The sequence below is a fragment of the Salinispora goodfellowii genome, from assembly GCF_059570675.1.
Genome location: NZ_JCANTD010000009.1, coordinates 105425 through 128913, shown reverse-complemented (window position 1 = coordinate 128913; position 23489 = coordinate 105425). Strand labels below are relative to the sequence as shown.

Here is a 23489-nt window from a genome sequence, read left to right as displayed (position 1 = left end):
CAGGCGGCGAAGCTTCTCGCCGTTCACGGGGGAAGGACGCCAGGATTGCGATGAACCATCAGGACCACACACCCGGACCCAAACCGGTGCGCCCCGACCAGGGGCGTGCGGGGGTGCGGTGGCGATGGACTGTGGGGCTGGCCGGGGTGACCGGACTGGCTCTCACCACGGTCGGTCTCGCCGCCCCGGCCGCTGACGCGGTCGGACGTCCCCTCGCCTCCGTCAACGAGCAACCCTCCGTCGACCGTCACAGCGGGGACGAGCCCGACCAGGGCAGGTCCGGCAAGGGGCGGAAGGGGAAAAAGCCCGAGGGGATCCCGGTGCCCTGTGATGCGGACAAGCTGATCGCCGCGATCACCCTCGCCAACGCTCGCGGCGGAGCCGTGCTCGACCTCGCCGAGAAGTGCACCTACACCCTCACCGCCAACATCGACGGTGCCGGCCTGCCCGCGATTACCACCCCCATCACCCTGAACGGCGGCAAACACACCGTCATCACGCGTGCCGCCGCCGTTGACGACTTTCGGATCATCGCCGTCGATGTGGGCGGGGACCTCACCCTCAATCACCTGAAGATCACCGGCGGGCAGGCGGACGGCGACGGCGGGGGAGTGCTCGTCAATACTGGTGGAGCGTTGACCGTCAAGAACAGCGTCGTCACCCGCAATATCGCCAGCAGCAGGGGCGGTGGTATCGCCAACGACGGCATCACCACCACCAAGCACGCCACGATCAGTCGTAACATCGCGGAAAGCACGGGTGGAGGAATCGACAATGATGGTCTGCTCACCGTCGAAAAGTCCTCCGTCACCGCGAACACGGTCAACAACGCTGCCGGCTTCGGCGGAGGTATCGGCGGTTCAGCTGGTAGCACCAGCCTCGTGACCGGCAGCACCATCAGTGGTAACCGCACCGGTGACGCCGGCGGCGGAGTCGGTAGCTTCAACGCGACCGTCACCCTCACCGACTCCACAATCACCAACAACACCGGCAGCAACGGTGGTGGGGTCTTCGCCGAAGGGGGGATGCTGACCATGCGGCGGGTCACCGCCACCGACAACACCGCCGCCCTTCAGGGGGGCGGCCTCAGTGTCCAGGCTCTCACCGAGGCGGCTGTGGCCACCGTCGAAAAAAGCAAGATCGCGGATAACACCGCGCCGGGCGCGAACGGCGGCGGGATCGTGAACGCGGCCCTTGCCTTCGCCTCCACAGTAGTTGTCCGAGACACCCTCATCGCGGCCAACCAGACAGTATTCGGGGGTGGGATATTCAACACCGGAGTAGGCGGGGCCACGGTCACGTTGTTGAGCGCAAAGATTGTCAAGAATATCGCCACCGGTAACGGCGGGGGTATCCTCAACGCGCTCGGTACGGTGAACCTGAACCCGGCCACCGGTACGGTCGTCGTCAAGAATCGACCAAACAACTGCGTCAACGTGCCCGGCTGCGCCGGATAGCGGCCGGCGCGCGTTGGACCCGGAAGGGGGCTCGTTCCTGTCGTAACCCGGTGGGAGCCGGCCCCCTCGTGAGTCCGAGACGTCGGAGGGCACCCGAGCTGCGCCCCAATCAGCGACAGCTACGAGCTGGACCGGGCGATCAGCGCATCCGTTAACCGCGTGCGGCGGTGAGGAGGCGGCTCACCTCATCGCCGTCGGTCGCCTCGCGTCCGTCGCGCCGGACGGGCGCGCGTAGGTGCACCTCCCGTACCCCGGTTTCGGCCAGTACCTGCCGGACGTTGTGCGAGCGGATACCGCCGGCGGCGATCACCCGAAGCCGATCGCCGGCCCGCTGCCGCAGTGCGGCGATCCGGGCGGCACCGGTCAGCGCGGTGGTCGCCGCGCCCGAGGTGAGCACGGCGTCCGCCCCGAGCCCGATGACCTCGTCGATCGCCGCGAGCTGGTCGTCGACCTCGTCGAAAGCCTTGTGTACGGTCACCGGTAACGGCCCCGCCGCCTCGACCAGGTTCCGCAGCACGGCCAGGTCGAGGTTGTTGTCGGGGGTGAGCGCGCCGACCACCACCCCGACCGTGATCCCGTGTGGGTTGGGCAGGGCGCGGAGGGCCGCGATGTCGGCGAGCATCACCTGCTGCTCGATCTCGCTGACCCGGAAGTCGCCACCCCGGGGCCTGATCATGACGCGCAAGTCGGCCGTACGCAGCGTACGCAGGGCGACCTCAACCGTCCCCAGGCTCGGCGTGGTGCCGCCCTGGCCGAGGTCGGCGCAGAGCTCCAGCCGGTCGGCCCCGGCCGCCTCGGCCACCAGTGCGGTCGGCACATCACTGACGCAGATCTCTACCGTGGTCATCCGACGGCCTGGACCTGGGTGGGCGTGCCGGTCGGCTCCGGGCGTAGCGGCAGGTGGCAGGCCACCTGGTGCAGGCCGCCGGCCAGCGGGGGCTCCGTCGTGCAGATGTCCGCCGCGCGGGGGCAGCGCGTACGGAACCGGCACCCGGTGGGTGGGTCGAGGGCGCTGGGAAGCTCCCCCCGGATGGTCGTGCCGTCGCGAGTGGCTGCCCGATCCGGCGTGATGGACGGGACCGCGTCGACAAGTGCCTGCGTGTACGGGTGCCGGGCAGCCCGCACCACTTCCCGGGCGGGCCCGATCTCGACGAGCTTGCCGAGGTACATCACCCCGATCCGGTCCGCCATGTAGTCGACCACGGACAGATCATGGCTGATGAAGATGTACGCCAGACCGAGTTCGCGCTGCAGGTCCCGCATCAGGTTGAGCACCTGTGCCTGGATCGACACGTCCAGCGCGCTCACCGGCTCGTCGCCGACGATCAGCCGGGGGTGCAACGCCAGCGACCGGGCCAGTCCGATCCGCTGCAGCTGACCGCCGGAGAACTCGTGGGGGTAGCGTTCCAGCGCGCGCCGGGACAATCCCACCTGGTCGAGGAGAGTGGCGATCCGTGCCTGCCGTGCCGAACTGTCACCCACCTTCTGGATCTCGAGCGGTTCGGCGAGGATGGCGTCAACCCGCATCCGGGGGTTCATCGCGGCGTAGCTGTCCTGGAACATGAGTTGCACCTGTCGGTGCATCCGGCGTCGTTCCCGGCCGGTGAGGTCGGTGAGATCCATACCGTCCAACACGATCTGTCCGGCGGAGGGTCGTTCCAGGCCGACGGAGAGTCGCCCCACGGTGGACTTGCCGCAGCCGGACTCACCGACGAGCCCGAAGGTTTCCCCGGGCCTGACCTCGAAGGAGACGTCGGCCACCGCGCTGACCTGCCCGGCTGCCCGGCGCAGCAGCCCACGGCCGTGTACCGGGTAGTTCTTGACCAGGTTCCGCACCGACAGGACAGGCGGCTCCGCGAGTTCGGGCGGCGCCGCGGTGACCGGCTCGGCTGCCGGTTCGACCTGTGTCGGCTTGGCCGCCGGTTCGACCCGTGTCGGCTCCGCCGCCGGTTCGACCTGCGTCGGGACTGGCCCGGTGACCGCCCCGGCGGGCGTGGGTACCGGGTGCAGACACGCGTGCTGGTGCGCGCCCGGGGTCAGGGACGGGTCGGTGCTCCGGCATTCGTCGTTGACATGCGAACACCGTGCCGCGAACCGGCATCCGGTCAGGGGACCGGACAGGTCCGGCGGCAGTCCCGGGATGCTGATCAGCCGGTCGTGTCCGCCGCTGTCCCGGATGGCCGACTCGGGTAGCGCCCGCATCAGGGCCTCGGTGTAGCGGTGTCGGGGTGCGTGGAACAGCTGCTCAGTAGCCGCGGTCTCGACGACCCGTCCGGCGTACATGACGGCTACCCGGTCCGCCCGACCGGCGATCACTCCGAGATCGTGGGTGACCAGGATGACGGCCATCCCGAACTCTTCCCGGAGGTCGTCGATGAGTTCGAGGATCTGCCGTTGGGTGGTGACGTCGAGTGCGGTGGTCGGTTCGTCGGCGATGAGCAGGCTCGGCGAGCAGACCAGGGCCATGGCGATGGCGACTCGTTGCCGCATGCCGCCGGACAGTTCGTGCGGATAGTTGTCGACGATCCGTTCCGGGCGGGGCATCCCGACCCGGCGCAGGATCTCGATGGCCCGGTCCCTGGCCTCCGCCCTGCCGACCCGCTTGTGCACGCGCAGCGGTTCGGCCACTTGGGCGCCGATGCGGATGGTGGGGTTGAGCGAGGTGAGCGGGTCCTGGAAGACCATGCCCATCCGGACGCCTCGGATCCGGCGTACCTCATCGGTTGGCAACGATCGCAGATCCCGGCCCTCGAACAGAATCTGCCCACCGGTGACGCGACCGCCGGACGGAAGTAGCCCCATGATCGACAGTGCGGTCATCGTCTTGCCGCTGCCGGACTCACCCACAACGCCGAGGGTCTGCCCGCGCGCGACGTCGAGACTGATGCCGTCGAGGGCGTGTACCGCGCCCCGGCGCAGCGCGATATCGGTGTCGAGGTCACGTAGTTCCAGCAGGGGCCGGCCGGCTGCCGCGTGCCCAGCCGGCGCGGGGTGCCGGGCGGTTAGACCGATCGATTCGCTCATTCTCTGCTCCTGCTAGCGTCGCCGGAGGCGAACCTCGAAGGCGTCCCGGAGTCCGTCGCCGATGAAGTTGAAGGCGAGGACGATGAGGATGATGGCGATTCCGGGCGGGTACAACAGCCACCAGTGGCCGCTGTAGGTGTCCGCGAGACCATCGGAGAGCATGCCGCCCCAGTTCGCCGCCGGTGGGGGGACGCCGAGGCCGAGGAAGGACAGGTAGGCGACGTAGAGGATGGCGTCGGCGACCTGGAAGGTGGCGTTGACGATTACCGTGCCGATGGCGTTGGGGATGATGTGCCGGCGGACCGCCCGGCCGCCCGTGCCGCCCATCCCGCGCATCGCCTGGACGTACTCCCGGGAGCGCAGCGTCAGTGCCTCGCCCCGCACGAGCCGGGCCGGGCCCAGCCAGGCGAAGGCGCCGATGATGAGGATGAGCATCGGCGCGCTCGGCGTGACGATGGCGGCGAGCAGCATGAACAGGAACAACGAGGGGATCGACATCATCGCGTCAACAACGCGCATCACCGCGGCGTCCACCCAACCGCCGAAGAAGCCGGCGATGGCACCGAGGAGCGTGCCGACGATGGTGGCGAGGAGCCCGGCGGCCAGTCCGACGATGATGGAGGTCTGGCCGCCGAGCATCAGCCGCCCCAACTGGTCGTAGCCGACCCCGTCGGTGCCGAGTAGATGTCCCTGCTCTCCCGGGGCCCGGTATACGGCGGTGAGGTCCGTGTGCACCTGGTCGGTCTGGTAGACCAGCGGCCCGAGAAAGCAAACCCCGGCCAGCAGGACGAACAGGCCCAGTCCCACCAGGGCAAGCCGGTTCTCGCAGAAGACGATCAGCCCTTGCCGCCAGAGGCCACGCGGTGGCGCATCGTTCGGCTCGGCCGGGCCGACCGCTTCGGACAGCGTGCTCATGTGGCGCTCCCACGGAGTCGGACTCGGGGGTCAACGGCGGCGTAGAGCAGGTCGGCGACCAGCGCGCCGACGACGGTGGCGAGCGAGATGATGACGGTGACCCCGAGCAGGATCGGGAAGTCACGCTTCAGCGCCGCCTGCCAGAACAACTGGCCCATCCCGGGGAAGTTGAACAGCGACTCGACGACCAGCGCCCCGCTGAACAGCGCGGGCAGGTACATCCCGAGCAGCGTGATGACCGGGAACAGCCCGTTGCGCAGGGTGTGCCGCAGCACGACCCGTCGCTCGGAGAGCCCTTTGCTGCGGGCGGTGCGTACGTAGTTCTCGTTCAGGTTGTCGATCATCGATGACCGTACGTACCGCGCGTAGACCGCGATGGTGACGATGGCGAGGGTGGCCGTGGGCAGCACCAGCCCGGCCGGATCGGCGAGCAACTCGGCCACCGTGAACCCCTGCGGCGCCTCCGGGGGCAGGATCGGCCAGACCTGCGAGAAGACGATGATCATCATGAGGCCGAGAAAGAAGATGGGCGTGGCGTACGCCAGCAGCGACAGCGCGGTGATGGCGTAGTCGGGCCAGCGGTTGCGGCGGATCGCCTGGAGCACGCCGAGCGGGATCGCCAACACGACGGCGAGCAGGGTCGACAGCAGCGACAGCACCATCGTCTTGGGTAGCCGCTGTTCGATCGCCTCGAGGACAGACTGGTTGAGCTGGTAGGAGTAGCCGAGATCGCCCTGCAGCAGGCGTTGCACGTACCTGCCGTACTGCTGGATCAACGGCCGGTCGTAGCCCATCTCGTGGTTGAACGCCGCCAACTGCTCCAGCGTTGCCTCCTTGCCGAGGGTGGCACGTGCGGCGCCCCCGGGCAGCAGGTGCAAGATGAGGAACGCGATCACCGTGACGAGCACGATGACGATGAGCGCCTGTCCCAGCCGTGCGATGAGGTACCGGGCCACTGTGCGGCTTCCTCTCCCTGGTCGGGGCCCCGACGACGCACGGCGCGTCGCCGGAGCCGGGACGATCAGCGGGTTACTTCCAGGACCAGTCCTGGAAGTACATGAGGTTCATCGGGTCCTGCGGCTCGACGCCCTGCAGACCGGAGCGGTACGCCGACACCTGGTACACCGGGTTGGGCATCCACAGCACGGGCAGGTCCTTGGCCAGGAAGTCGTTGTACGCCGTGAGTGCGCTCTCGTCGCCGGCGAACTGGGTGGCCTCGATGAGCTGGTCCGCCTCCGGGTTGCTGTAGCTGCCCAGGTTCACCGGGGCGTCGGTGGCGAAGAGCCGCTCGCCGCTGGCGAAGGCCGGGTAGTACCAGCTGCCCTGCGAGCCGAAGAAGGACATGTCCCAGGAGCAGCTCGCCTCGGTCGGCTCACAGGTTGGCGTTACCGCGACCGAGTCGGGCACCTCCTTGATCGTCAGCTGGATGCCGAGCTTGGCCATCTGTGACTTGATCTCGGCGAACATCTTGGTCGTGGCGGCGAACCCGGTCTGGCTGGTCACCGTGAACTCGAGCGGGGCGCCGGCGGCGATTCCCTCGCCGCACTGGTTCGGGCCGGTGCCCGGCGACTGGCAGGTGGTCTGCCCGTCCGGGGTTACCTTCCAGCCGTGGCTCTCCAGCAGTTCCTTGGCCTTGGCCGGATCGAAGGAGTACGCGCACCCGGCGGCGTCGGTGTTGGTGCCGGGTTTGGCGGGTACCGGGCCGCAGGTCGGCGCGGCGGTGTCCGACCAGATGACCTTGCTGATCGTCGGCTGGTCGATGAGCATCTGCAGCGACTGCCGAAGGTAGGGCTGCTGGAACAGCGCGCCGGACTTCGGGTTGTTGTAGTTCAGCTGGAGGTAGGTGATCGACCAGCCGTACCACGGTGAGACCGTGTATCCCTTGGACTCGAGGTAGCTCGTCTGGGACATGTTGGCCGCCGGCACGTACCCGTAGTCGATGTCACCGGCGCGGAGCACGTTGAACTCGGCGTCGTCGCTGGTGAACGGCCGCAACACGACCTTGGACAGCTTCGGCTTGTCCGTACCGGAGTAGTTCGGTTGGGCGGCGAGGGTGACCTCACCGTTGGGCACGTACTTCTCCAGTGTCCACGCGCCGCTGGTGACCTGCCACAGCTCGTTGGAGTCGTACGTCTTGGGGTCCTTCGCGGCGGCGGTGAGGAAGTCGAAGACCTTCTTGGCGCCCTCCGGGCTGCTGGCGAGGTCACTCACGTCGGCGGTCGCGGAGTCCTTGTTCCAGGCGTGCTGGGGCAGGGGCGTGATGCGGTTGAGCTGGTTGTCGACGAACCACGCGGTGTTGTAGACCTCCGTGGTGGTGATCGAGAAGGTTTTCTCGTCCTTGATCGACCACTTGTCGACGTTGTCGGGGAAGCCGCCGGCCCGGTAGGACGCCCACTTGTCCTTGTTCGCCGTGACCAGGTCGTACCAGAACTGGATGTCCGTGGTGGTGATGGGGGCGCCATCGGACCAGGAGTTGTCCTTCAACGTGATCGTCAACGTCCGGCCGTCGTCGCTCACCTGTGGTGGCTCGGCCATCGAACGCTCTGGGTCGATGTTGTACTGCGCCGTGCCGTCCAGCCGGTACTGGTAGAGGGGGCGGTAGAGCGCCTGGCCGAAGATGGCGTTCTCCCCCTGGGTGAAGCCGGGCGCTGAGATCGGCAGGATCCAGTTGGGGGTACGGAAGGCGACGGTCACGGTGTCCTTGCCCTGACTGCCGCCGTCCTTGGACGATCCACTGTTGTCGCCGCAGCCGACCAGACCTGCCCCGAGGGCGATCGTGGCGGCTGCCGCCACCGCGCCACGCAGGGCGCGGCCGGGAAATCTGCTCGTCATGAGTCTCCTCGTGTGATGTGCGCGTGCCCCTACGTCACCGGGTGTCGGCGCCTTGGCCGGGTACCCCCGCCGGGCGCTGCCTCGGCGATCAACGCGAAGAATGTATCCAGGTGTAAGTGGCTCGTCAACGAAAATTAACCACTTCATTCACTAAGTTCGGCCGGTGTACGATCGAAGTCGCCCCGAAGCATTGACCGCTACTCCTCGCCTGGGCGGCCGGAGTCCACCCCCGACTTTGAGCTGCGACACGACTGGGGCGGGCGCTCGAGAACCACCCGACCAAGGGAGAGGCAACTTTGGAGCCACCAATCTCCGCCACGCTGCGCGATCAGACCCTCGACCTGCTCTCCAGCGGTGCGGCCACGTCCCGCGCCGACCTCGTCGAGGCATTGCAGGTCGCCCCGTCAACCGTCACCGCCGTGGTGCGCCGGCTGTTGGCGGAGGGTGTCCTCGCCGAGGAGGGCATGGGCCGCTCCACCGGTGGTCGACCTCCCCGGATCCTGCGCCTGCGAGAGACCGAGGGAGTCCTGGCCGTCGCGGAACTCGGCGGCCGGCACGCCCGGGTGGGCTTGTGCACGCCCGGCGGCGAACTGCGCACCACCGAGGAGGTGGCGATCGACATCGCCGTCGGGCCCGAGGAGGTCTTCGCCGTCGTAGGAGCCACCTTCACCCGCCTCCTGGCGGCGACCACTCCCGGTCAGGCGCTGCTCGGAGTCGGTGTCGCCCTCCCGGGCCCGGTGGGTTTCCCGGGCGGGCGGTTGGTAGGCCCGGCCCGGATGCCCGGTTGGAGCGGCGTCGACGCCAGCACCCACCTCACCGACCGCTTCCAGGTGCCGGTGGTCGTCGAGAACGACGCCAAGGCGGCGGCGATGGGTGAGTACGTCACCCGGCGTCGCGAAATCGGCGACATGATCTACGTAAAGGCCGGCACCGGCATTGGTGCCTGCCTGGTCAGCGGCGGACAGATCCACCGTGGCGGGCGCGGACTCAGCGGCGACGTCACCCACGTACGGGTGGCCGACAGCGGCGAGCGGCACTGCTCCTGCGGCAGCCAGGGCTGCCTGGAGACCGTCGCCAGCGGTGCCGCCCTGGCCCGTCAGTTGGCCGAGCAGGGCTCCCCGGCAACCACCGTCCCCGAGATCATTACGTCGGTCGGCGACGCCGACCCGACTGTCGTGACCATGGTGCGCCACGCCGGTGGACTGTTGGGCGTGGCGCTCTCCGGGCTGGTCAACTTCCTCAACCCCGACGCCATCGTCATCGGCGGCGTGCTGTCCAGCCTCGACGTCTACGTGGCGGCGACCCGCGGAATGCTCTACGAACGCTGCCTACCGTCCATGACCCAGTCCCTGACCATCGAGGCCAGCGTCGCCGGTTCGGATGCGGCCCTCATCGGCCTCGGGCACCTGCTGCGCACAACCGCTGCCGTACGACCCTGAGGAGCCAACACCCGTGCCTCGTCCCCTTCGTGTCGCCATCGGCGGCATCCACATCGAGTCCAGCACATTCTCCCCGCACCTGAGCACCGCCGACGACTTCGAGGTGACCCGGGAGACGGCGCTGCTGTCACGGTACGGCTGGCTCTCGCCGCCGCAGCCGTGGGCCGCCGACGTCGAGTGGATCCCACTCGTGCACGCCCGGGCCCTGCCCGGCGGCGTGGTGGACGCCGCAGCGTATGAGGAATGGGCAGCGGAGATCATGGAGAAGCTCGCCGCGGCCGGGCCCGTGGACGGCCTGCTGCTGGACATCCACGGTGCGATGAGCGTCGTCGGCCGTACCGACGCGGAGGGCGACCTGGTCACCGCCGTCCGGTCGGTGATCGGGCCCGAGCCGTTCATCTCGGCGGCGATGGACCTGCACGGCAACGTCTCACCGGTGCTCTTCGACGCCTGTGACCTGCTCACCTGCTACCGCACCGCGCCGCACGTCGACGTGTGGGAGACCCGGGAGCGGGCCGCGCGCAACCTCGTCGCGGCGCTGCGTCGCCAGCAGCGTCCGCGCAAGGCACTGGTCCACGTGCCGATCCTGCTACCCGGCGAGATGACCAGCACCCGGGAGGAACCGGCCCGCGGGCTCTACGCGCGGATCCCCGAGATCGAGGCCCGGGTCGGCGTGATCGACGCGGCGATCTGGGTCGGTTTCGCCTGGGCCGACCAGCCACGCTGTCAGGGCGCGGTCGTCGTCACCGGTACCGACGCCACCGTCGCCGCCACGGCGGCCCGGGAACTCGGTGAACACTTCTGGGCGGCCCGGGACGAGTTCACCTTCGTCGCTCCCACCGGCTCAATGGGCGAATGTCTCGACACCGCCCTGACCGCCGTCGCCGATCGGGCGAAGCGGCCGTTCTTCATCAGCGACTCCGGGGACAACCCGGGTGCCGGCGGCGCCGACGATGTCACCTTCGCTCTCGACCGGATGCTGGCCCGACCCGAGATCCGCGACGGCTCGTGTCGTGCCGTCTTCGCCTCGCTGGTTGACCCACAGGCGGTGGCGCTGGTCGCCGACCAACCGGTCGGCTCTCCGGTCCGGGTGAGAGTTGGCGGGCGGATCGATTCCCGGCCGCCCGGTCCGCTGGAACTCGACGGGATCCTGGAGGCGGTGGCCGACGACCCCGACGGCGGGCGATGCGTCAGCGTACGGGTCGGCGGGCTCAGCGTCTTCGTCACGTCCCGGCGGATGCAGTACCGGCTGTTGGCGTCGTACGCCCGGCTGGGGGTCCGGGTCGACGAGGTGGACGTGGTCGTGGTGAAGATCGGCTACCTGGAGCCGGAACTCTTCTCCGCCGCCGGGGACTGGCTGCTCGCCCTGACCCCGGGCGGCGTCGACCAGGACCTCGCGCGGCTGCCGTACCAGAACGTGGAGCGGCCCATGTTTCCCCTGGACCGCGACTTCGGCACGGACCTCGCCGTGGTGCTCGGGTGAGCGGCGTGACCCAGCCCGCGGGCCACTGCGTCCTCGCCGTCGATGTCGGCGGGACGACCATCAAGGCGGCCGTGGTCGGCGAGGACGGCCGCTTCCTGAGCGCACTGACCGCGCCGTCGCAGGCGGACGACGACCCCGTCCTGGCGATCCGGTCCCTGTGCCGCCAACTGCGCGAGCACGCGCTCTCCCTCGGTGGTGAACCCGCCGCGATCGGCGTGGTGACGCCCGGCCTCGTGGACGAGCGGGACGGAGTGGTGCGGTACGCCGCCAACCTTCGCCTCCGTGACGTGCCACTGCGCGACCTCGTCAGCGGCGACCTCGGACTGCCCGTGGCGATCGGGCACGACGCCCGGGCAGCCGGTGTCGCGGAGGCCACGGCGGGCGTGGCCGTCGGGCTGGACAACTTCCTGCTGCTGCCCCTGGGTACCGGTATCGCCGCGGCGGTGGTGGTGGATGGCGTACCGCTGCCTGGCGCGACCCGGGCGTCCGGCGAGGTGGGCCACATGCCGGTCTACCCGGGCGGGGAGCCGTGCAGTTGCGGGCAGCGGGGATGCCTGGAGGTGTACGCCTCGGCCGGTGGGATGGCCCGCCGCTATGCCCGGCGCGTCGGCACCTCGGGGGCGGACAGCCAGCTCATCGCCGACGCGGTGGGCACCGATCCGGACGCCCGCGCCGTCTGGGACGACGCGACCCGGGCGTTGGGGATCGCCCTGGCCACCCTCACCCTGGCCCTCGACCCGGCCCGCGTCGTGTTGGGAGGCGGGCTGGCCGAGGCGGGCGCGTTCTTCCTCGACCCGGTGCGCGAGGCGATGCGGGACGCCCTGGCCTGGCGGACCCCGCCCCCGGTGCTGCGCTCCGCCTTCGGTGCTCAGGCGGCACAGGTCGGCGCCGCCATCATGGCGCGGCGGAAGGCCGGGCTGTCCGTTCCCGACGGCTGGGGCGCACCCGATCTCGTACCGCCTGCCGCAGCAGAACTGCATCACTAGCCGGGCATGCGTTAAGAAACTCATGTCACGTTTGGCGGCTTAAGTCAGGTTAGGGCCCTTGTGAGGCTTACTTCGGGTTTGCTCGGGATGGTTGCTACCGCCTTCCGGTAGCCGAGGAACACCACCCGGTCCGCCCTCGGGGCGGTGGAGTTCCTAGCCGTTCACGGGGAAGGACACCAAGATCGCGATGAACCATCAGGACCAGACCCGGGGGTGCGAACCGGTCCGCCCCGACGAGGGCCGGCCGGGATCACGGTGGCGGTGGTGGGCTGTGGGGCTGGCCGGGGTGACCGGCCTGGCTCTCACCACCACGGGTGTCGCCGTCCCGGCCGCGGCCGCGGCCGGACGCCCGCTCACCTCCGCCGACGAGCGGCCTTCTGCCGACGAGCGCCGTAGCGGGGGCGAGTCCGGCAAGGGCAAGGGAAAGAAGGAGCCGAAGCCGAAGGGCATGCCGGTCCCCTGTGACGCGGACAAACTCATCGCCGCGATCACCCTGGCCAACGCCCGCGGCGGTGCCGTGCTCGACCTCGCCAAGAAGTGCACCTATCTCCTCACCGCCAACATCGACGACGGCGCCGGCCTACCCGCCATCACCGCCCCCATCACCCTTAACGGCGGTAAACACACCACCATCGAGCGCGCTGCCGCCGTCGAGCAGTTCCGCATCATCGCCGTCGACACCGGCGGTCACCTCACCCTCAACCACCTGACACTCACCGGCGGGCAGACCGACGACGACGGCGGAGGAATCCTGGTCAACACCGGGGGGGAATTGACCACCAACAACAGCACTGTCACCCGCAACATCGCTGGTAATGACGGCAGCGGAAGCAGCGGCGGTATCGCCAACAACGGCATCGCCACCATCAAACACTCCACCGTCAGCCGTAACACTGCGGCAACCGCCGCTGGAGGCATCGGCAACACCGGTCAACTCGTCATCAAGAAGTCCAACGTCACCACGAACGCGGCCAACGCCATCGTGGGCGGGTTCGGGGGAGGTGTCGGTAGCTTCCCCGGTGGCACCACGGTCGTGACTGGCAGCACCATCAGCGGTAACCGTGCCGGCGAGGCTGGTGGAGGTGCCGGCGGCTTCGACGCGAACGTCACCGTCACCAACACCGCCATCACCGGTAACCGAGCCAGCAACGGCGGCGGGGTCTTCGCGGAGGGGGGCGTGCTGGCCCTGCGCCACGTCACGGCCACCAACAACACCGGCACGTTCCAGGGCGGCGGCCTCGCCCTCCGATCCTTCGACGCTGCGACCGTGGCCACCGTCGAGGACAGCACAATCGCGCACAATGTCGGTACTCAGAACGGTGGAGGAATCGTCAACGTCGAGATCTCCTTGGCCTCCTCCACAGTCGACGTGCGGAACACCCGCATCACGGCCAATCAGGCACCATTTGGTGGCGGAATCTACAATATCGGCGCCGACGCCACGGCCACGCTCACCAACACGAAAGTCATCAAGAACATCGCCACCAGCAACGGCGGGGGCATCCTCAACTCGGGAACGGTGAACCTGAACCCGGCCACCGGTACCGTCGTGGTCAAGAATCAGCCGAACAACTGCGTCAACGTGCCCGGCTGCGTCGGATAGCGGCCTGATCGCGTTGGGCTTGGAGGGCCCGTTCCTGCCGGCAGGTGGTGGGAACGGGCCCGCCGGCATCACGTGCTGCCAGCCACGTGCGGATCACCGTAGGAGATCGCGCGACATCCGTTGGACGCCGCCGACGGTGAGGCTCGGCCGTGGCGGTCGCGAATCCGTAACACCCGAGCTGCGTCCTAATCAGCGACGAATACGCCTACGCCGGGCAATGTCTCGGTCTTCCCCTTGATTCGCAGTACCTGCATGGCGCGGTCTATCACTGGCTCGGTGACCCCGTAGCGCTCGATCAGCTCTCGCCGGCTGGGTAGCTTGGAGCCGGGCGGAAACTCGCCGGACTCGATGCGTTCGGTGAGGTCGTCAGCGATCTGCTCATAGCGGTAACGCGGTGGCACGGTGTTTCCCCTCGGTTGGCAACACGAGTAGACCACCTACGTCAGCCCTTGACTACCCAACGGTACCTGTGGGAGCTTGCTGAAGAGGTCGATTCCCTTGGTTGGCGCCTGTGAACCGTCCTCGCTGGTGTGGATGTCTGACGCTTCCAGGGTGGCCGGGCATCCACCCTCCTAGAGCTGCGGAGAGAGGAGGTGGCTGTGCGCCTTTCATCTTGGCTGGCACGGCAGTCCATGGCTCAGAGACGAGCGATGCGCCGATGAGGCGAGTCACCTACGACGAGTACGTCTTGGCGGTCGCGTTGACTCTCGCGCGCCGGCATCGGCCGGTCTGGTGTTGGCGGCGCTGGCGGCGGGTCTGCCGGTGCGGCGGAGAACTTCCGTGCCGTGCCCGACACCGAATTCCGATCAATCGCGGACACTGGCCAGCGGAGGGGGCGTAGTGGGCGACGGGCCGGAGCGGACGATTCTCACGGCGCACCTTCGGGGGCGCGACGGCATGTGTGTTGGTTGTCGGGCGTGGTGGTCGCGGATGGTGCCGTACCCGTGTTGGCAGGTGGAGTGGGCGACCCGCCGGTTGGCGCGCGCGAGTGTCGCCCGGTTCCTGGGCGTGGTGCGGTGACCGCCCACGGGCCGGTGCCGCGCATCTGGAGCTGCGGCGGCTGCGGCCTGCCCTGGCCCTGCCCCACCCGCGAACGGGAGCTCCGGGCGGAGTACGCGAACGCGCCGGTGTCGCTGGCGCTCTAACTCGCCGTACGGCTTCACCACCACTCGTTGCCGCCGTCGGCTGTCGGCGAGACGACTCAACAGATTCGTGATGACCGTTAGTGTCCGGTGTGACTTCCCTCCGGGCGCACAGCCCAGCCCCTGCCGGCAGTCGATGGCACTCCCTGGCTGACCACCTTCGTAGCACGGCGGAGTTGGCGCGGGATTTCAGCGCTCCGTTCGGCGGGGGTGAGGTGGCGTACTGGCTGGGAGCGTTGCATGACGTGGGTAAGGCGTCCTGCGCCTGGCAGGACAGGCTCGCTGTCGCCGCCTCTACCGGTGGTCCGGTAGGTATCGATCACAAGTCACTCGGTACCGGGATTGCGTACGAGCGTGGACTCGCTGGGTTCGCCGGTGCGATCTTCGGCCACCACGGGGGCCTGATCGACACGCCCAACCTACGCGAGCGGTATCGGAGTCGACTCGCTGAGGCACCCGGCAACGCGGCTTCCGCTGAGCGGGAGTTGCCGGGACTGCTGCCGGACCTGCCCGAGCGGTTCGATCATCTGGTGCCGGCTCAGTGGCGGGATCCGCTGGCCGGGGAGATGGCGCTGCGATTGTGCTACAGCGCGCTGGTCGACGCGGACAGCCTGGACACCAGTGCGCACTTTCAAGGAATGTCCGGCCCGTGGGTGCGTCCGGATGCCGACTTCGGGCACCTCTACAAGGTGTTCGAGCAACGGCGGCGCGACGAACTCGCGGGCCGTGGGGGTACTCCGATCGGGAGTCTGCGGGAGCAGGTCTACGCGGACTGCCTGGCGGCAGCGGAGCAGGGGCGTGGTGTGTTCCGTCTCGGTGCTCCGACCGGGGCCGGGAAGACACTGGCGAGCGGTGCGTTCGCCCTACGGCATGCGGAGAAGCACGGCCTGCGTCGGGTGATCGTCGCGGTTCCGTTCCTCACCATCACCGAGCAGAACGCGGCCGTCTACCGCCGGCTGCTCGACCAGGACGGCACCGATCAGGTCGTTCTCGAGCATCACAGCCAGGTCGACTTCGACGACCCGGGAGCCGGCCGGTGGGCGCGACTGGCGGCCGAGAACTGGGATGCGCCGTTCGTCGTCACGACCTTCGTCCGGCTCTTCGAGTCGTTGTACGCCCGCAAGCCCTCAGCGATGCGCCGGGTGCACCGGCTGGCCAACTCGGTGATCGTGCTGGACGAGGTGCAGGCGCTACCGCACGCGATGCTCGTCCCGATCCTCGACGGAATTCGCCTGCTCGTGCGGCACTTCGGCGTGACCGTGCTGCTCTCCTCGGCAACCCAGCCGAGCTTCTGGGCGCTGAACGCATTCAAGGAGATGCCCTGCACGGACCTGATCCACGACACGCCGAAGCTGGTCAGCGATCTGCGGAGAGTGCGGTACGAGTGGCAGCTCGACCCGGAGCCCACCCTGGCCGACATCAGCGACCAGGCCGCGGCTGAGCAGGCCGCACTGGTCGTGGTCAACACGACCGCGGACGCGAAGACGGTGTACGACCGGTGGCGTGAGACCGGTGCGGGCGGTGTGGCGTGGCACCTGTCCACCCGGATGTGCCCGGACCACCGGCGGCGGGTACTGGAAACCGTACGGGCGCGCCTGCGCCGGGGCGAGCACGTGCTGCTTGTGGCCACCCAACTGATCGAGGCCGGGGTGGACGTGGACTTCCCCGTGGTGTTCCGGGCGATGGCACCGGCCGACTCGCTGCTTCAAGCAGCCGGGCGGGCCAACCGTGAGGGGTGGATGACCGACGGCGGGCGGGTGGTCGTGTTCGCTCCGGAGGACGGCGGGCAGCCGCCCACGTACAAGACGCTGGTCGGCTGTACCGGACGCCAGTTCGGGCCGGACAAGGCCGACCCGGACGACGTAGCGGCGCTGGGACGCTACTACCGCGACGTGTACAAATTGCTCAACCTTCACGACGTCCAGCACGTCGGGCAGCGCATCCAGCAGGCCCGGCTGCGGTGGGAGTTCGAGACCGTGACCGACGGGCCGATCGACGCGAGCACCAAGCGACGGGATCGGACGCTGGCCTTCCGGATGATCAGCGACGACGGGATCAGCGTGGTGACGCCACAAGGGGCCGAAACACCTGAACTGCGGAGTGAGCTGCAGCAACTGGTCGAGGAACTGCGCCAGGCGCCGGTTCCGGACCTGACGAAGCTTCGCCGGTTGCAGGCGTACACGACGAACCTGCACCCCAGCGTGCTGCGTCAGCCCGGCGTGACGGCACTACTGCGGCCGATCCTGGGTGGAAGCGAGGTGCGGCAGGGCGTTCTCGTCGAATGGGTCGGCGAGTATGACCACGCTACCGGCATCACTCTCGACCCGAATCTTGAGCAGTTCGTTCTCTGACGCGAGGCCGAGAGACCAGGTGGACAAAGGCGTAGTGCGTCCACCTGGTGACCCGACCTCAGCTCATGATCTTGTGCATTCCGCCGGCCGTGATCAGGCAGGCGAGCACGCCCGTGGGAAGACTCTCGGCCGTGCCGACCATGATGCCGACGGCCGCGCTGATCCCCATGATGACTGCCCAGCGGAGAGGCAGAAGAGCAGGCTTTTCGGGATCCGGGTCTTGGGCAGGTGGCCTGCGGCCGCGGCTTTGCTTTACCGTCATGTGGTTCCCTTCGGCCTGGTCATATGGCGGGGAGCTGGGCGGTTCGCTGTTCGCGCAGCGGACCGTCCGTCTTTCGGAACGGCGCCCATCGGGTTCGGAGCCAGGCTTGCGCCCCAGCCCGCTTGTTCCTACCCACCCCCTGACGGGGTCCCCGACGCATCACGATGCAGCAGGTGGATGGTCCCTGTCAATACGACCATGCTGATCCGGACTACGTCCGGCTCAGCATCTAAGGAAGTGGGGTAGACTTTGTCAGCGCCATGTGGATTCGGGCGCCTGCAGTGCCCTGTGGTGCTGGGGATCGCAAGCTTAGGTGCTGACCGGAGATCGTTCGCCGCTGCCGGCATGGACTGTATGACATACGGTCCATGCCGGATGGTCTCTGACCGACGACGATTGTCTCAGGGCGATCAATCGGCGGGCTTTGTCGTACCGATCGTGGATCCTCGTACCTGTTGTGCGAGGGATCCGCTGACCCGCTGTTTCAGTGAGTCCTCGATCGAATGTTCGGCTAGTTCTGATCTTGGGAGGGATTTGTGCTGTGACGAGGGATGTGGTCAACGGGTTGACGCTGCGGCGGAGCGCGGAGGGCGATCTTCCGGTGGTGGTGCAGGTCAGTGGTGACGCGGCGCTGTTTTCGCGGCCGGAGTTGAAGGTGGAGCGGGTCAGCTATCCGGTGATGACTCCGTCGGCTGCGGTGGGGGTACTCGAATCGATCTTCTGGAAGCCGGAGATGCGGTACCAGATTGTGGCGATCGAGGTGCTCAAGCCGGTGAAGCAGTTTTCGGTCCGGCGGAACGAGACGTCCGATGTCGCGCCGCTGTCCGAGGCGATCAAGGGCACCCGTCGGGTGGACACAGCCGCACATCGCGATCAGCGCAACGCCGTCTGCCTGCGTGATGTGGCGTATCGGATTCACGCTCACGTCGAGGTGGCCGGGCATGCGGACAAGCCGGTAGCCGCATATCGGGACCAGCTTCGTCGTCGGGTCCGTAAGGGAGCATGTTTCCAGCAGCCGTACCTCGGAACTCGGGAGTTCAGCGCCGAGTTCGGTTGGCCGGATGACACCCCGCGGGCGGACGTCAACGAGGAGATCGGCATCATGCTGCACTCCATTCACCGTGACGGCAAGCCGGGTCAGCCTCGGATGGAATGGTTCGCCGCCCGGGTCGTCGCCGGTGTGCTCTACGTGCCCGAGCGTGGCATCGAGTTGGCGTTGCCGGTGGAAGGCCAGGTGACGTAGTGCTCCTGCAACGGCTGGTGGAGTACGCCGACACCAGCAAAGATGCCATCCCGGCGTTCTATGCCCGCAAGCCCGTCCGGTGGAGCCTGGCGATCGACGGCAGCGGCGTCCCCCGTGGGGGCCTTGTCAGCACGGCGGACAAGGACGATCCGCACCGGCGGTTCGGCGTGCCCCGGTTGGTGCCGGCGGTGACCCGAACCGTCGGGATCTCGCCCGCGCTCGCGGTCGACAACGGCGAGTACGTCTTCGGCTGGCTGGCGGAGGGGGCCAAGCCGGAGCGGGTAGTGAAGCAGCACGACGCCTTCCGCGCTCTGATCACCGAGTGGGCCGCCGCTGAACCTGACGGACCGGGGCCGGCCATCGTCGCCTTCTACCGGAACGGGCATGCCGGCAGGTTTCAGCCGCCGGCGGACTGGAGCAGGGGTGACCTGATCGGCTTCGAGGTCGGCGGAGTCTATGCGGCCGACACCGACCCGGCGAAGCGGTTCTGGGCCGGGGTGGCCGGTGACCGGAAGGGGTCGGGGCGGTCCGGCCTGTGTCTGGTCTGCGGGCAGGTGCAGCCGTTGCTCAAGACGGTGCCGCAGCAGATCCCTCGGCGGTGGGTGCCCGGCGCTACCCAGAGTGCGTCGCTGGTCAGCATGAACGAGGCCGTGCACGGCTACGAGCTGCAGAAGTTCCTCACCAACACCCCGATCTGCGCCGACTGCGGGCTCAAGTTCATGACCGCGCTGACCGGTCTGCTCTCCGATCCGCTGCACAGCACCGCCGTGTCCGGGCAGAACGCCCGTCTCGCCTGGTGGGTGCTGGGCGGGTCGACCTTTGATCCGTGGGTAACCGTTGAACAGTTGGACCCGACCCAGATTCGGAACCTGATCGCGGCTCCCGCCGACGGCAGGGAGGCGACGGTCGAGGACGTGTCCCGGTACTGCTCGGTGACGGTCGGTGGCAACGTCGCCCGGGTGGTCGTCCGGGACTGGGTCGAGCAGCCGGTCCGCCAGGTGAAGAGCAACGTCCGGGCCTGGTTCGACGACCACCGGATCGTCGATGCCTGGACCGGTGAGGTGGTGACGGTCAAGGTCTCGCAGTTGGCGCGAGTGGCCGGGCGGTTCGAGGCCGGGCGGAACGGCGGCCCCGGGACCTGGACGAAGTTCGGTGCGTCCGGCGAGCATCGGCCGCCTGACCTGCTCCACCGGCTGCTCGGTGCCGCGCTGCTCAAGCGGCCGTTGCCGCCGAAACTGCTCAACCATGTCATCCACCGGATCCGGATCGACGGCCGGCTCGACGCGTCCCGAGCCGCACTGATCCGGCTCGCACTGCGCCGCCATCCGAATTTGCCCGAGCACGACCGAGAGAGGCTGACCCCAACGTTGAATGTGGATAAAAAGCAGCCGGCCTACGTGTCCGGTCGCATCTTCGCTGTCATGGACGACCTGCAACGGACCGTGTTCCGGGTCGCGGACCAGAAGCTGAACACCACCTTCGCCGAGCGCTACTTCGGCCGGGCCATCGACAACCCGCAGGTCGTCATCGTCACCGGCCGCCGCAACGTGCAGGCGTGGCTCAAGCGGCTCCGTGGGCCACTGCACCGGCCGAACTGGTCCGAGGCGTACGAACGTCGACTTGACGACCTGTTCGTCCAGCTCGACGCGATCCCCAACGGTGCGGTGCTGACCGACAAGGCCCAGTTCATTCTCGGCTACCACCAGCAGCGGGCCGAGATGCGGACGGAACGGCTCGCGGCGGCCGCGAACAAGAAGAAGACCGACCTGCCCCCGGGCGGCAACGACGCGGCGCCGACCGCCAACGACGATGAAGGAGACGACGCATGACCGCCGCACACCTCGACCCGACCCGCCGCCACGACGCCGTCCTGCTGTTCGACGTCAGCGACGGAAACCCTAACGGCGACCCAGATGCAGGCAACCAGCCGCGCACCGACGACGAAAGCGGACAGGGCCTGGTTACCGATGTTGCGATCAAACGCAAGATCCGCGACACGGTGTCGCTGATGCGGGGCGACGACCCGCGCTACGGCATCTTCGTCGAGGCGGGCTTCGCCCTGAACACCCGGATCGAGGCGGCGTTGACGGCCAACCCGGGCAAGGCCGATGAGGCGCAGCGGTGGATGTGTGAGCACTACTACGACATCCGGATGTTCGGCGGTGTGCTCAGCACCGGCAAGAGCGGCGGTGCCGGCCAGGTCCGTGGCCCGCTCCAGCTCACCTTCGCCCGCAGCATCGACCCGATCCTGCCCACCGACCACACCATCACCCGGGTTACCCAGACCCGTCAGGAAGACATCGACAAGGGGGAGCGCGCGGAGATCGGCTCCAAGTGGACCGTCCCTTACGGGCTGTACCGGGCGCACGTGTTCTACTCCGCGCCCCGCGCCGCGAAGACCGGTGTGACCAGTGATGACCTGGCCGCGTTGTGGCAGGCCATCACGGTCATGTTCGATCATGATCGGGCCGCGACCCGAGGCGAGATGAAGCTGTGCGGGCTCTACGTGTTCAGCCACCCGGATGCGCTGGGGGTAGCCCCCGCGGCGGCGCTCACCCAGAGCATCACGCTTGAGCGCCACAACGTTGACAAGGCGCCGCGCGCCCACACCGACTACACCCGCGCCATCGACGAGTCGGGCCGACCGGACGGTGTCGAGCTGACCAAGCTGGTCGACCTCTGGCCGTGACCGGCGATCATCCGGCGGACAGCGACATTGACCTGCGGGAGGTGCCGCTGTCCGCGCTGGAACACTACGCCTACTGCCACCGGCAGACCGCGCTGATCCACGTCGAGGGCGTCTGGTCCGAGAGCGCCGAGACGGTACGCGGCGACCACAGCCACACCATTGTCGACCTTCCCGGCATCCAACGGCGGCGAGGCCGCACCGTGATCCGGTCACTACCGGTGTGGAGCTACAGCTGCGGCCTGCGTGGCATCTGCGACATCGTCGAGTTCGAGAAGGGCACGGCCGCCCCCGTCGAATACAAGGTCGGACGCTACAAAGCTGGCGGGCCCGCCGAACTGCAGCTCGGCGGACAAGCCCTCTGCCTCCTCGAAGCCGGCTTCGACGTGCCCACCGGCTACATCTACTCAGTCGCCGAACGGCGCCGACACGCCGTACCCATCGACGCTGACCTGCTTGATCGGGTCGTGGCCGCGGCCGAGGCGGTACGCCGGCTGCTGGACACCCCGACGTTGCCGACGGCGCGCAACGACGCCCGCTGCCGACGATGCTCGCTCCGGGAGGACTGTCTGCCTGAGCTGACCGACGGACGGCAGCAAACCACACCCGACTTGTTGACCCCACAACCATTGGGACAGTGGCGTGACTGAGCTGCTCAACACCCTCTACGTGCAGACCCCCGGCACCAGCCTGCACCTCGACGGCGACACCGTCCGGGTGTACCACCCCGACCAGACCGGACGCCGGCTGCTACCACTCGTTCGACTCGACCACCTGGTCCTGTTCACCGGCGTCACACCCAGCGACGACCTGCTGCTGCGATGCGCCGACGACGGCCGTCCCGTCAGCTGGCTCACCGGAAGCGGACGGTTCCGGGCCAGCCTCGTCGGCCCCACCCACGGCAACCCGCTACTCCGCCAAGCCCAACACCGGGCCGCCGACTCACCGGAACAACAACTGCCAATCGCGATCGCCACCATCGCCGGCAAAATACACAACGCGCGACAAGTGTTGCTCCGCGCCGCCCGGGACGCCAGCGGCCACCGCCAGGCCGCGCTGCGGGCAAGCGCCGAACTGCTGGCCGGACGACTCGAGCTGCTCGCCACTGCAGCCAGCACCAACGAGGTACTCGGCGTTGAAGGCATCGCCGCCCGCGACTACTTCGCCGCCATGCCCTACCTACTCGTCGAAAGCAAGGACTGGAAAGCCTCCGGGCGAAACAAACGACCACCCACCGACCCGCTGAACTGCCTGCTCTCCTTCCTCTACGGCATGCTTCGCGTCGCCGTGCAGGGCGCACTCGACCAAGTCGGACTTGACCCCTACATCGGCTTCCTACACGCCGTCCGGCCAGGCAAACCAGCTCTCGCCCTCGACCTGATGGAGGAGTTCCGGCCCCTCCTGGCCGACCGGCTCGCACTCACCATGCTCAACCGGCGAGAGCTGACCCCCGCAGACTTCGAAGAACTACCAAACAAGGCCTACCGTCTCACCGACAGCGGACGAAAGACCGTACTGACCGCGTGGCAGCAGAGCAGACAGCGCAACTGGCCCCACGCGCAAATCGGCCGGGAGGTGCCCGCCGCGCTGCTGCCACTCGTGCAGGCCCGGCTGCTCGCACGCCACCTCCGCGGAGACCTGCCTTCGTACCATCCATGGACGGTGAACTGACCTATGGACCTCCTCGTCACCTACGACGTCGAAACAGCCACCACCGAAGGGCAACGCCGACTGCGCAAGGTCGCCAAAATCTGCGAAGCGTACGGCCACCGCGTACAGAAATCCGTATTCGAGGTCGTATGCCGCGAAACCGACAAAGCGCGCCTCGTCAGAGCTCTCCAAGAAGCCATCAACCCGACCCAGGACAGCATCCGCATCTACCGACTGCCAACCCACGCCCTCGACGACATCGAACACCTCGGCAAGCCACGGCAGGTCGACCCACGAGGAGCGTTGGTGATCTAGGAGCCCCAAGTAAACACGGAAGCCCAGAAGATTCCGAGGCGATAAATGCCTATCAAATGCGTAAAACGGACCGCGGGCAAGGATGCAAGAGTTGACGCATC

21 protein-coding genes are annotated in these 23489 nt (G+C 68.1%); 14 read left to right on the top strand and 7 right to left on the bottom strand.

The features are described 5' to 3' along the window. Window positions 1-50 precede the first annotated feature (50 nt). On the top strand, window positions 51-1457 hold the full coding sequence (locus tag T398_RS12485; RefSeq protein WP_496446796.1) for a right-handed parallel beta-helix repeat-containing protein: 1407 nt from the start codon (window positions 51-53) through the stop codon (window positions 1455-1457). Between the two features lie 151 nt (window positions 1458-1608). Here T398_RS12485 and T398_RS12480 read toward each other — a convergent pair whose 3' ends face one another. From T398_RS12480 to T398_RS12460, 5 genes are all read right to left on the bottom strand, one after another. After that, entirely contained in the window at window positions 1609-2304 is a 696-nt protein-coding gene (locus tag T398_RS12480; protein WP_496446795.1) for a copper homeostasis protein CutC, read from the bottom strand. After that, the gene (locus T398_RS12475) at window positions 2301-4481 is read right to left on the bottom strand and encodes an ABC transporter ATP-binding protein (RefSeq protein ID WP_496446794.1); all 2181 of its coding nucleotides are present in this window, start codon (window positions 4479-4481) and stop codon (window positions 2301-2303) included. Before T398_RS12475 ends, T398_RS12480 begins: the two co-directional genes overlap by 4 nt. 12 nt (window positions 4482-4493) lie before the next feature. Continuing rightward, window positions 4494-5396: an ABC transporter permease gene (locus tag T398_RS12470; protein WP_496446792.1), complete on the bottom strand. Its 903-nt coding sequence runs from the start codon at window positions 5394-5396 to the stop codon at window positions 4494-4496. After that, window positions 5393-6352: an ABC transporter permease gene (locus T398_RS12465; RefSeq protein WP_496446790.1), complete on the bottom strand. Its 960-nt coding sequence runs from the start codon at window positions 6350-6352 to the stop codon at window positions 5393-5395. Before T398_RS12465 ends, T398_RS12470 begins: the two co-directional genes overlap by 4 nt. A gap of 73 nt (window positions 6353-6425) precedes the next feature. Then, the gene (locus T398_RS12460; RefSeq protein ID WP_496446789.1) at window positions 6426-8228 is read right to left on the bottom strand and encodes a peptide ABC transporter substrate-binding protein; all 1803 of its coding nucleotides are present in this window, start codon (window positions 8226-8228) and stop codon (window positions 6426-6428) included. Between the two features lie 296 nt (window positions 8229-8524). Here T398_RS12460 and T398_RS12455 point away from each other — a divergent pair, with 296 nt between their 5' ends. The 4 genes from T398_RS12455 to T398_RS12440 all read left to right on the top strand — a co-directional run bounded on the left by T398_RS12455 (window position 8525) and on the right by T398_RS12440 (window position 13739). Then, window positions 8525-9667, top strand: coding sequence for an ROK family protein (locus tag T398_RS12455; RefSeq protein ID WP_496446787.1), 1143 nt, complete (start codon window positions 8525-8527; stop codon window positions 9665-9667). A 13-nt stretch (window positions 9668-9680) separates the two neighbouring features. After that, window positions 9681-11150 (top strand): M81 family metallopeptidase, encoded by a 1470-nt coding sequence (locus T398_RS12450; RefSeq protein ID WP_496446786.1) that lies wholly within the window; start codon window positions 9681-9683, stop codon window positions 11148-11150. Beyond that, on the top strand, window positions 11147-12136 hold the full coding sequence (locus tag T398_RS12445) for an ROK family protein (protein WP_496446784.1): 990 nt from the start codon (window positions 11147-11149) through the stop codon (window positions 12134-12136). The genes T398_RS12450 and T398_RS12445 overlap by 4 nt, the downstream gene beginning before the upstream one ends. Before the next feature lie 187 nt (window positions 12137-12323). Then, on the top strand, window positions 12324-13739 hold the full coding sequence (locus T398_RS12440; protein ID WP_496446782.1) for a right-handed parallel beta-helix repeat-containing protein: 1416 nt from the start codon (window positions 12324-12326) through the stop codon (window positions 13737-13739). A gap of 185 nt (window positions 13740-13924) precedes the next feature. Here T398_RS12440 and T398_RS12435 read toward each other — a convergent pair whose 3' ends face one another. Then, a complete protein-coding gene (locus tag T398_RS12435; protein ID WP_012015523.1) occupies window positions 13925-14176 on the bottom strand; it encodes a FadR/GntR family transcriptional regulator in 252 nt (83 codons plus the stop codon). Between the two features lie 160 nt (window positions 14177-14336). On the opposite strand from T398_RS12435, the gene T398_RS12430 reads away from it, so the two are divergent. From T398_RS12430 to cas3, 3 genes are all read left to right on the top strand, one after another. Beyond that, window positions 14337-14759, top strand: a complete 423-nt coding sequence (locus T398_RS12430) for a hypothetical protein (protein ID WP_496446835.1) — start codon at window positions 14337-14339, stop codon at window positions 14757-14759. Then, window positions 14756-14884: a hypothetical protein gene (locus T398_RS12425; protein ID WP_496446840.1), complete on the top strand. Its 129-nt coding sequence runs from the start codon at window positions 14756-14758 to the stop codon at window positions 14882-14884. Before T398_RS12430 ends, T398_RS12425 begins: the two co-directional genes overlap by 4 nt. 143 nt (window positions 14885-15027) lie before the next feature. After that, window positions 15028-17232, top strand: coding sequence for a CRISPR-associated helicase Cas3' (gene cas3, locus T398_RS12420; protein WP_496446834.1), 2205 nt, complete (start codon window positions 15028-15030; stop codon window positions 17230-17232). A 58-nt stretch (window positions 17233-17290) separates the two neighbouring features. Here the strand turns inward: cas3 and T398_RS12415 are convergent, their stop codons facing one another. Beyond that, a complete protein-coding gene (locus T398_RS12415) occupies window positions 17291-17494 on the bottom strand; it encodes a hypothetical protein (protein WP_491639981.1) in 204 nt (67 codons plus the stop codon). Between the two features lie 553 nt (window positions 17495-18047). On the opposite strand from T398_RS12415, the gene cas5c reads away from it, so the two are divergent. From cas5c to cas2, 6 genes are read left to right on the top strand one after another with little or no spacing between them, the layout of a single operon-like run. Beyond that, window positions 18048-18737, top strand: coding sequence for a type I-C CRISPR-associated protein Cas5c (gene cas5c / locus T398_RS12410; protein WP_491639989.1), 690 nt, complete (start codon window positions 18048-18050; stop codon window positions 18735-18737). Then, entirely contained in the window at window positions 18737-20566 is a 1830-nt protein-coding gene (gene cas8c, locus T398_RS12405; protein ID WP_496446779.1) for a type I-C CRISPR-associated protein Cas8c/Csd1, read from the top strand. The genes cas5c and cas8c overlap by 1 nt, the downstream gene beginning before the upstream one ends. Further along, a complete protein-coding gene (cas7c, locus tag T398_RS12400; protein ID WP_496446777.1) occupies window positions 20563-21426 on the top strand; it encodes a type I-C CRISPR-associated protein Cas7/Csd2 in 864 nt (287 codons plus the stop codon). The genes cas8c and cas7c overlap by 4 nt, the downstream gene beginning before the upstream one ends. After that, window positions 21423-22073: a CRISPR-associated protein Cas4 gene (cas4, locus tag T398_RS12395; protein ID WP_496446775.1), complete on the top strand. Its 651-nt coding sequence runs from the start codon at window positions 21423-21425 to the stop codon at window positions 22071-22073. The genes cas7c and cas4 overlap by 4 nt, the downstream gene beginning before the upstream one ends. Further along, complete coding sequence (gene cas1c, locus T398_RS12390; RefSeq protein WP_496446773.1) at window positions 22066-23094, top strand: type I-C CRISPR-associated endonuclease Cas1c; 1029 nt, start codon at window positions 22066-22068, stop codon at window positions 23092-23094. Before cas4 ends, cas1c begins: the two co-directional genes overlap by 8 nt. Window positions 23095-23097: 3 nt before the next feature. Then, window positions 23098-23388 carry a CRISPR-associated endonuclease Cas2 gene (gene cas2, locus T398_RS12385; protein WP_496446772.1) on the top strand — a complete coding sequence of 97 codons (291 nt, stop codon included), beginning with the start codon at window positions 23098-23100 and terminating at the stop codon, window positions 23386-23388. The last annotated feature ends 101 nt before the right edge of the window (window positions 23389-23489 follow it).

What these genes read in the sequence shown, in the direction of transcription:
- T398_RS12470 (WP_496446792.1), bottom strand. Translation starts at nt 5,396, where the DNA reads ATGAGCACGCTGTCCGAAGCGGTCGGCCCGGCCGAGCCGAACGATGCG.
- T398_RS12480 (WP_496446795.1), bottom strand. Translation starts at nt 2,304, where the DNA reads ATGACCACGGTAGAGATCTGCGTCAGTGATGTGCCGACCGCACTGGTG.
- T398_RS12475 (WP_496446794.1), bottom strand. Translation starts at nt 4,481, where the DNA reads ATGAGCGAATCGATCGGTCTAACCGCCCGGCACCCCGCGCCGGCTGGG.
- cas2 (WP_496446772.1), top strand. Translation starts at nt 23,098, where the DNA reads ATGGACCTCCTCGTCACCTACGACGTCGAAACAGCCACCACCGAAGGG.
- T398_RS12440 (WP_496446782.1), top strand. Translation starts at nt 12,324, where the DNA reads ATGAACCATCAGGACCAGACCCGGGGGTGCGAACCGGTCCGCCCCGAC.
- T398_RS12460 (WP_496446789.1), bottom strand. Translation starts at nt 8,228, where the DNA reads ATGACGAGCAGATTTCCCGGCCGCGCCCTGCGTGGCGCGGTGGCGGCA.
- cas7c (WP_496446777.1), top strand. Translation starts at nt 20,563, where the DNA reads ATGACCGCCGCACACCTCGACCCGACCCGCCGCCACGACGCCGTCCTG.
- T398_RS12485 (WP_496446796.1), top strand. Translation starts at nt 51, where the DNA reads ATGAACCATCAGGACCACACACCCGGACCCAAACCGGTGCGCCCCGAC.
- T398_RS12415 (WP_491639981.1), bottom strand. Translation starts at nt 17,494, where the DNA reads ATGACGGTAAAGCAAAGCCGCGGCCGCAGGCCACCTGCCCAAGACCCG.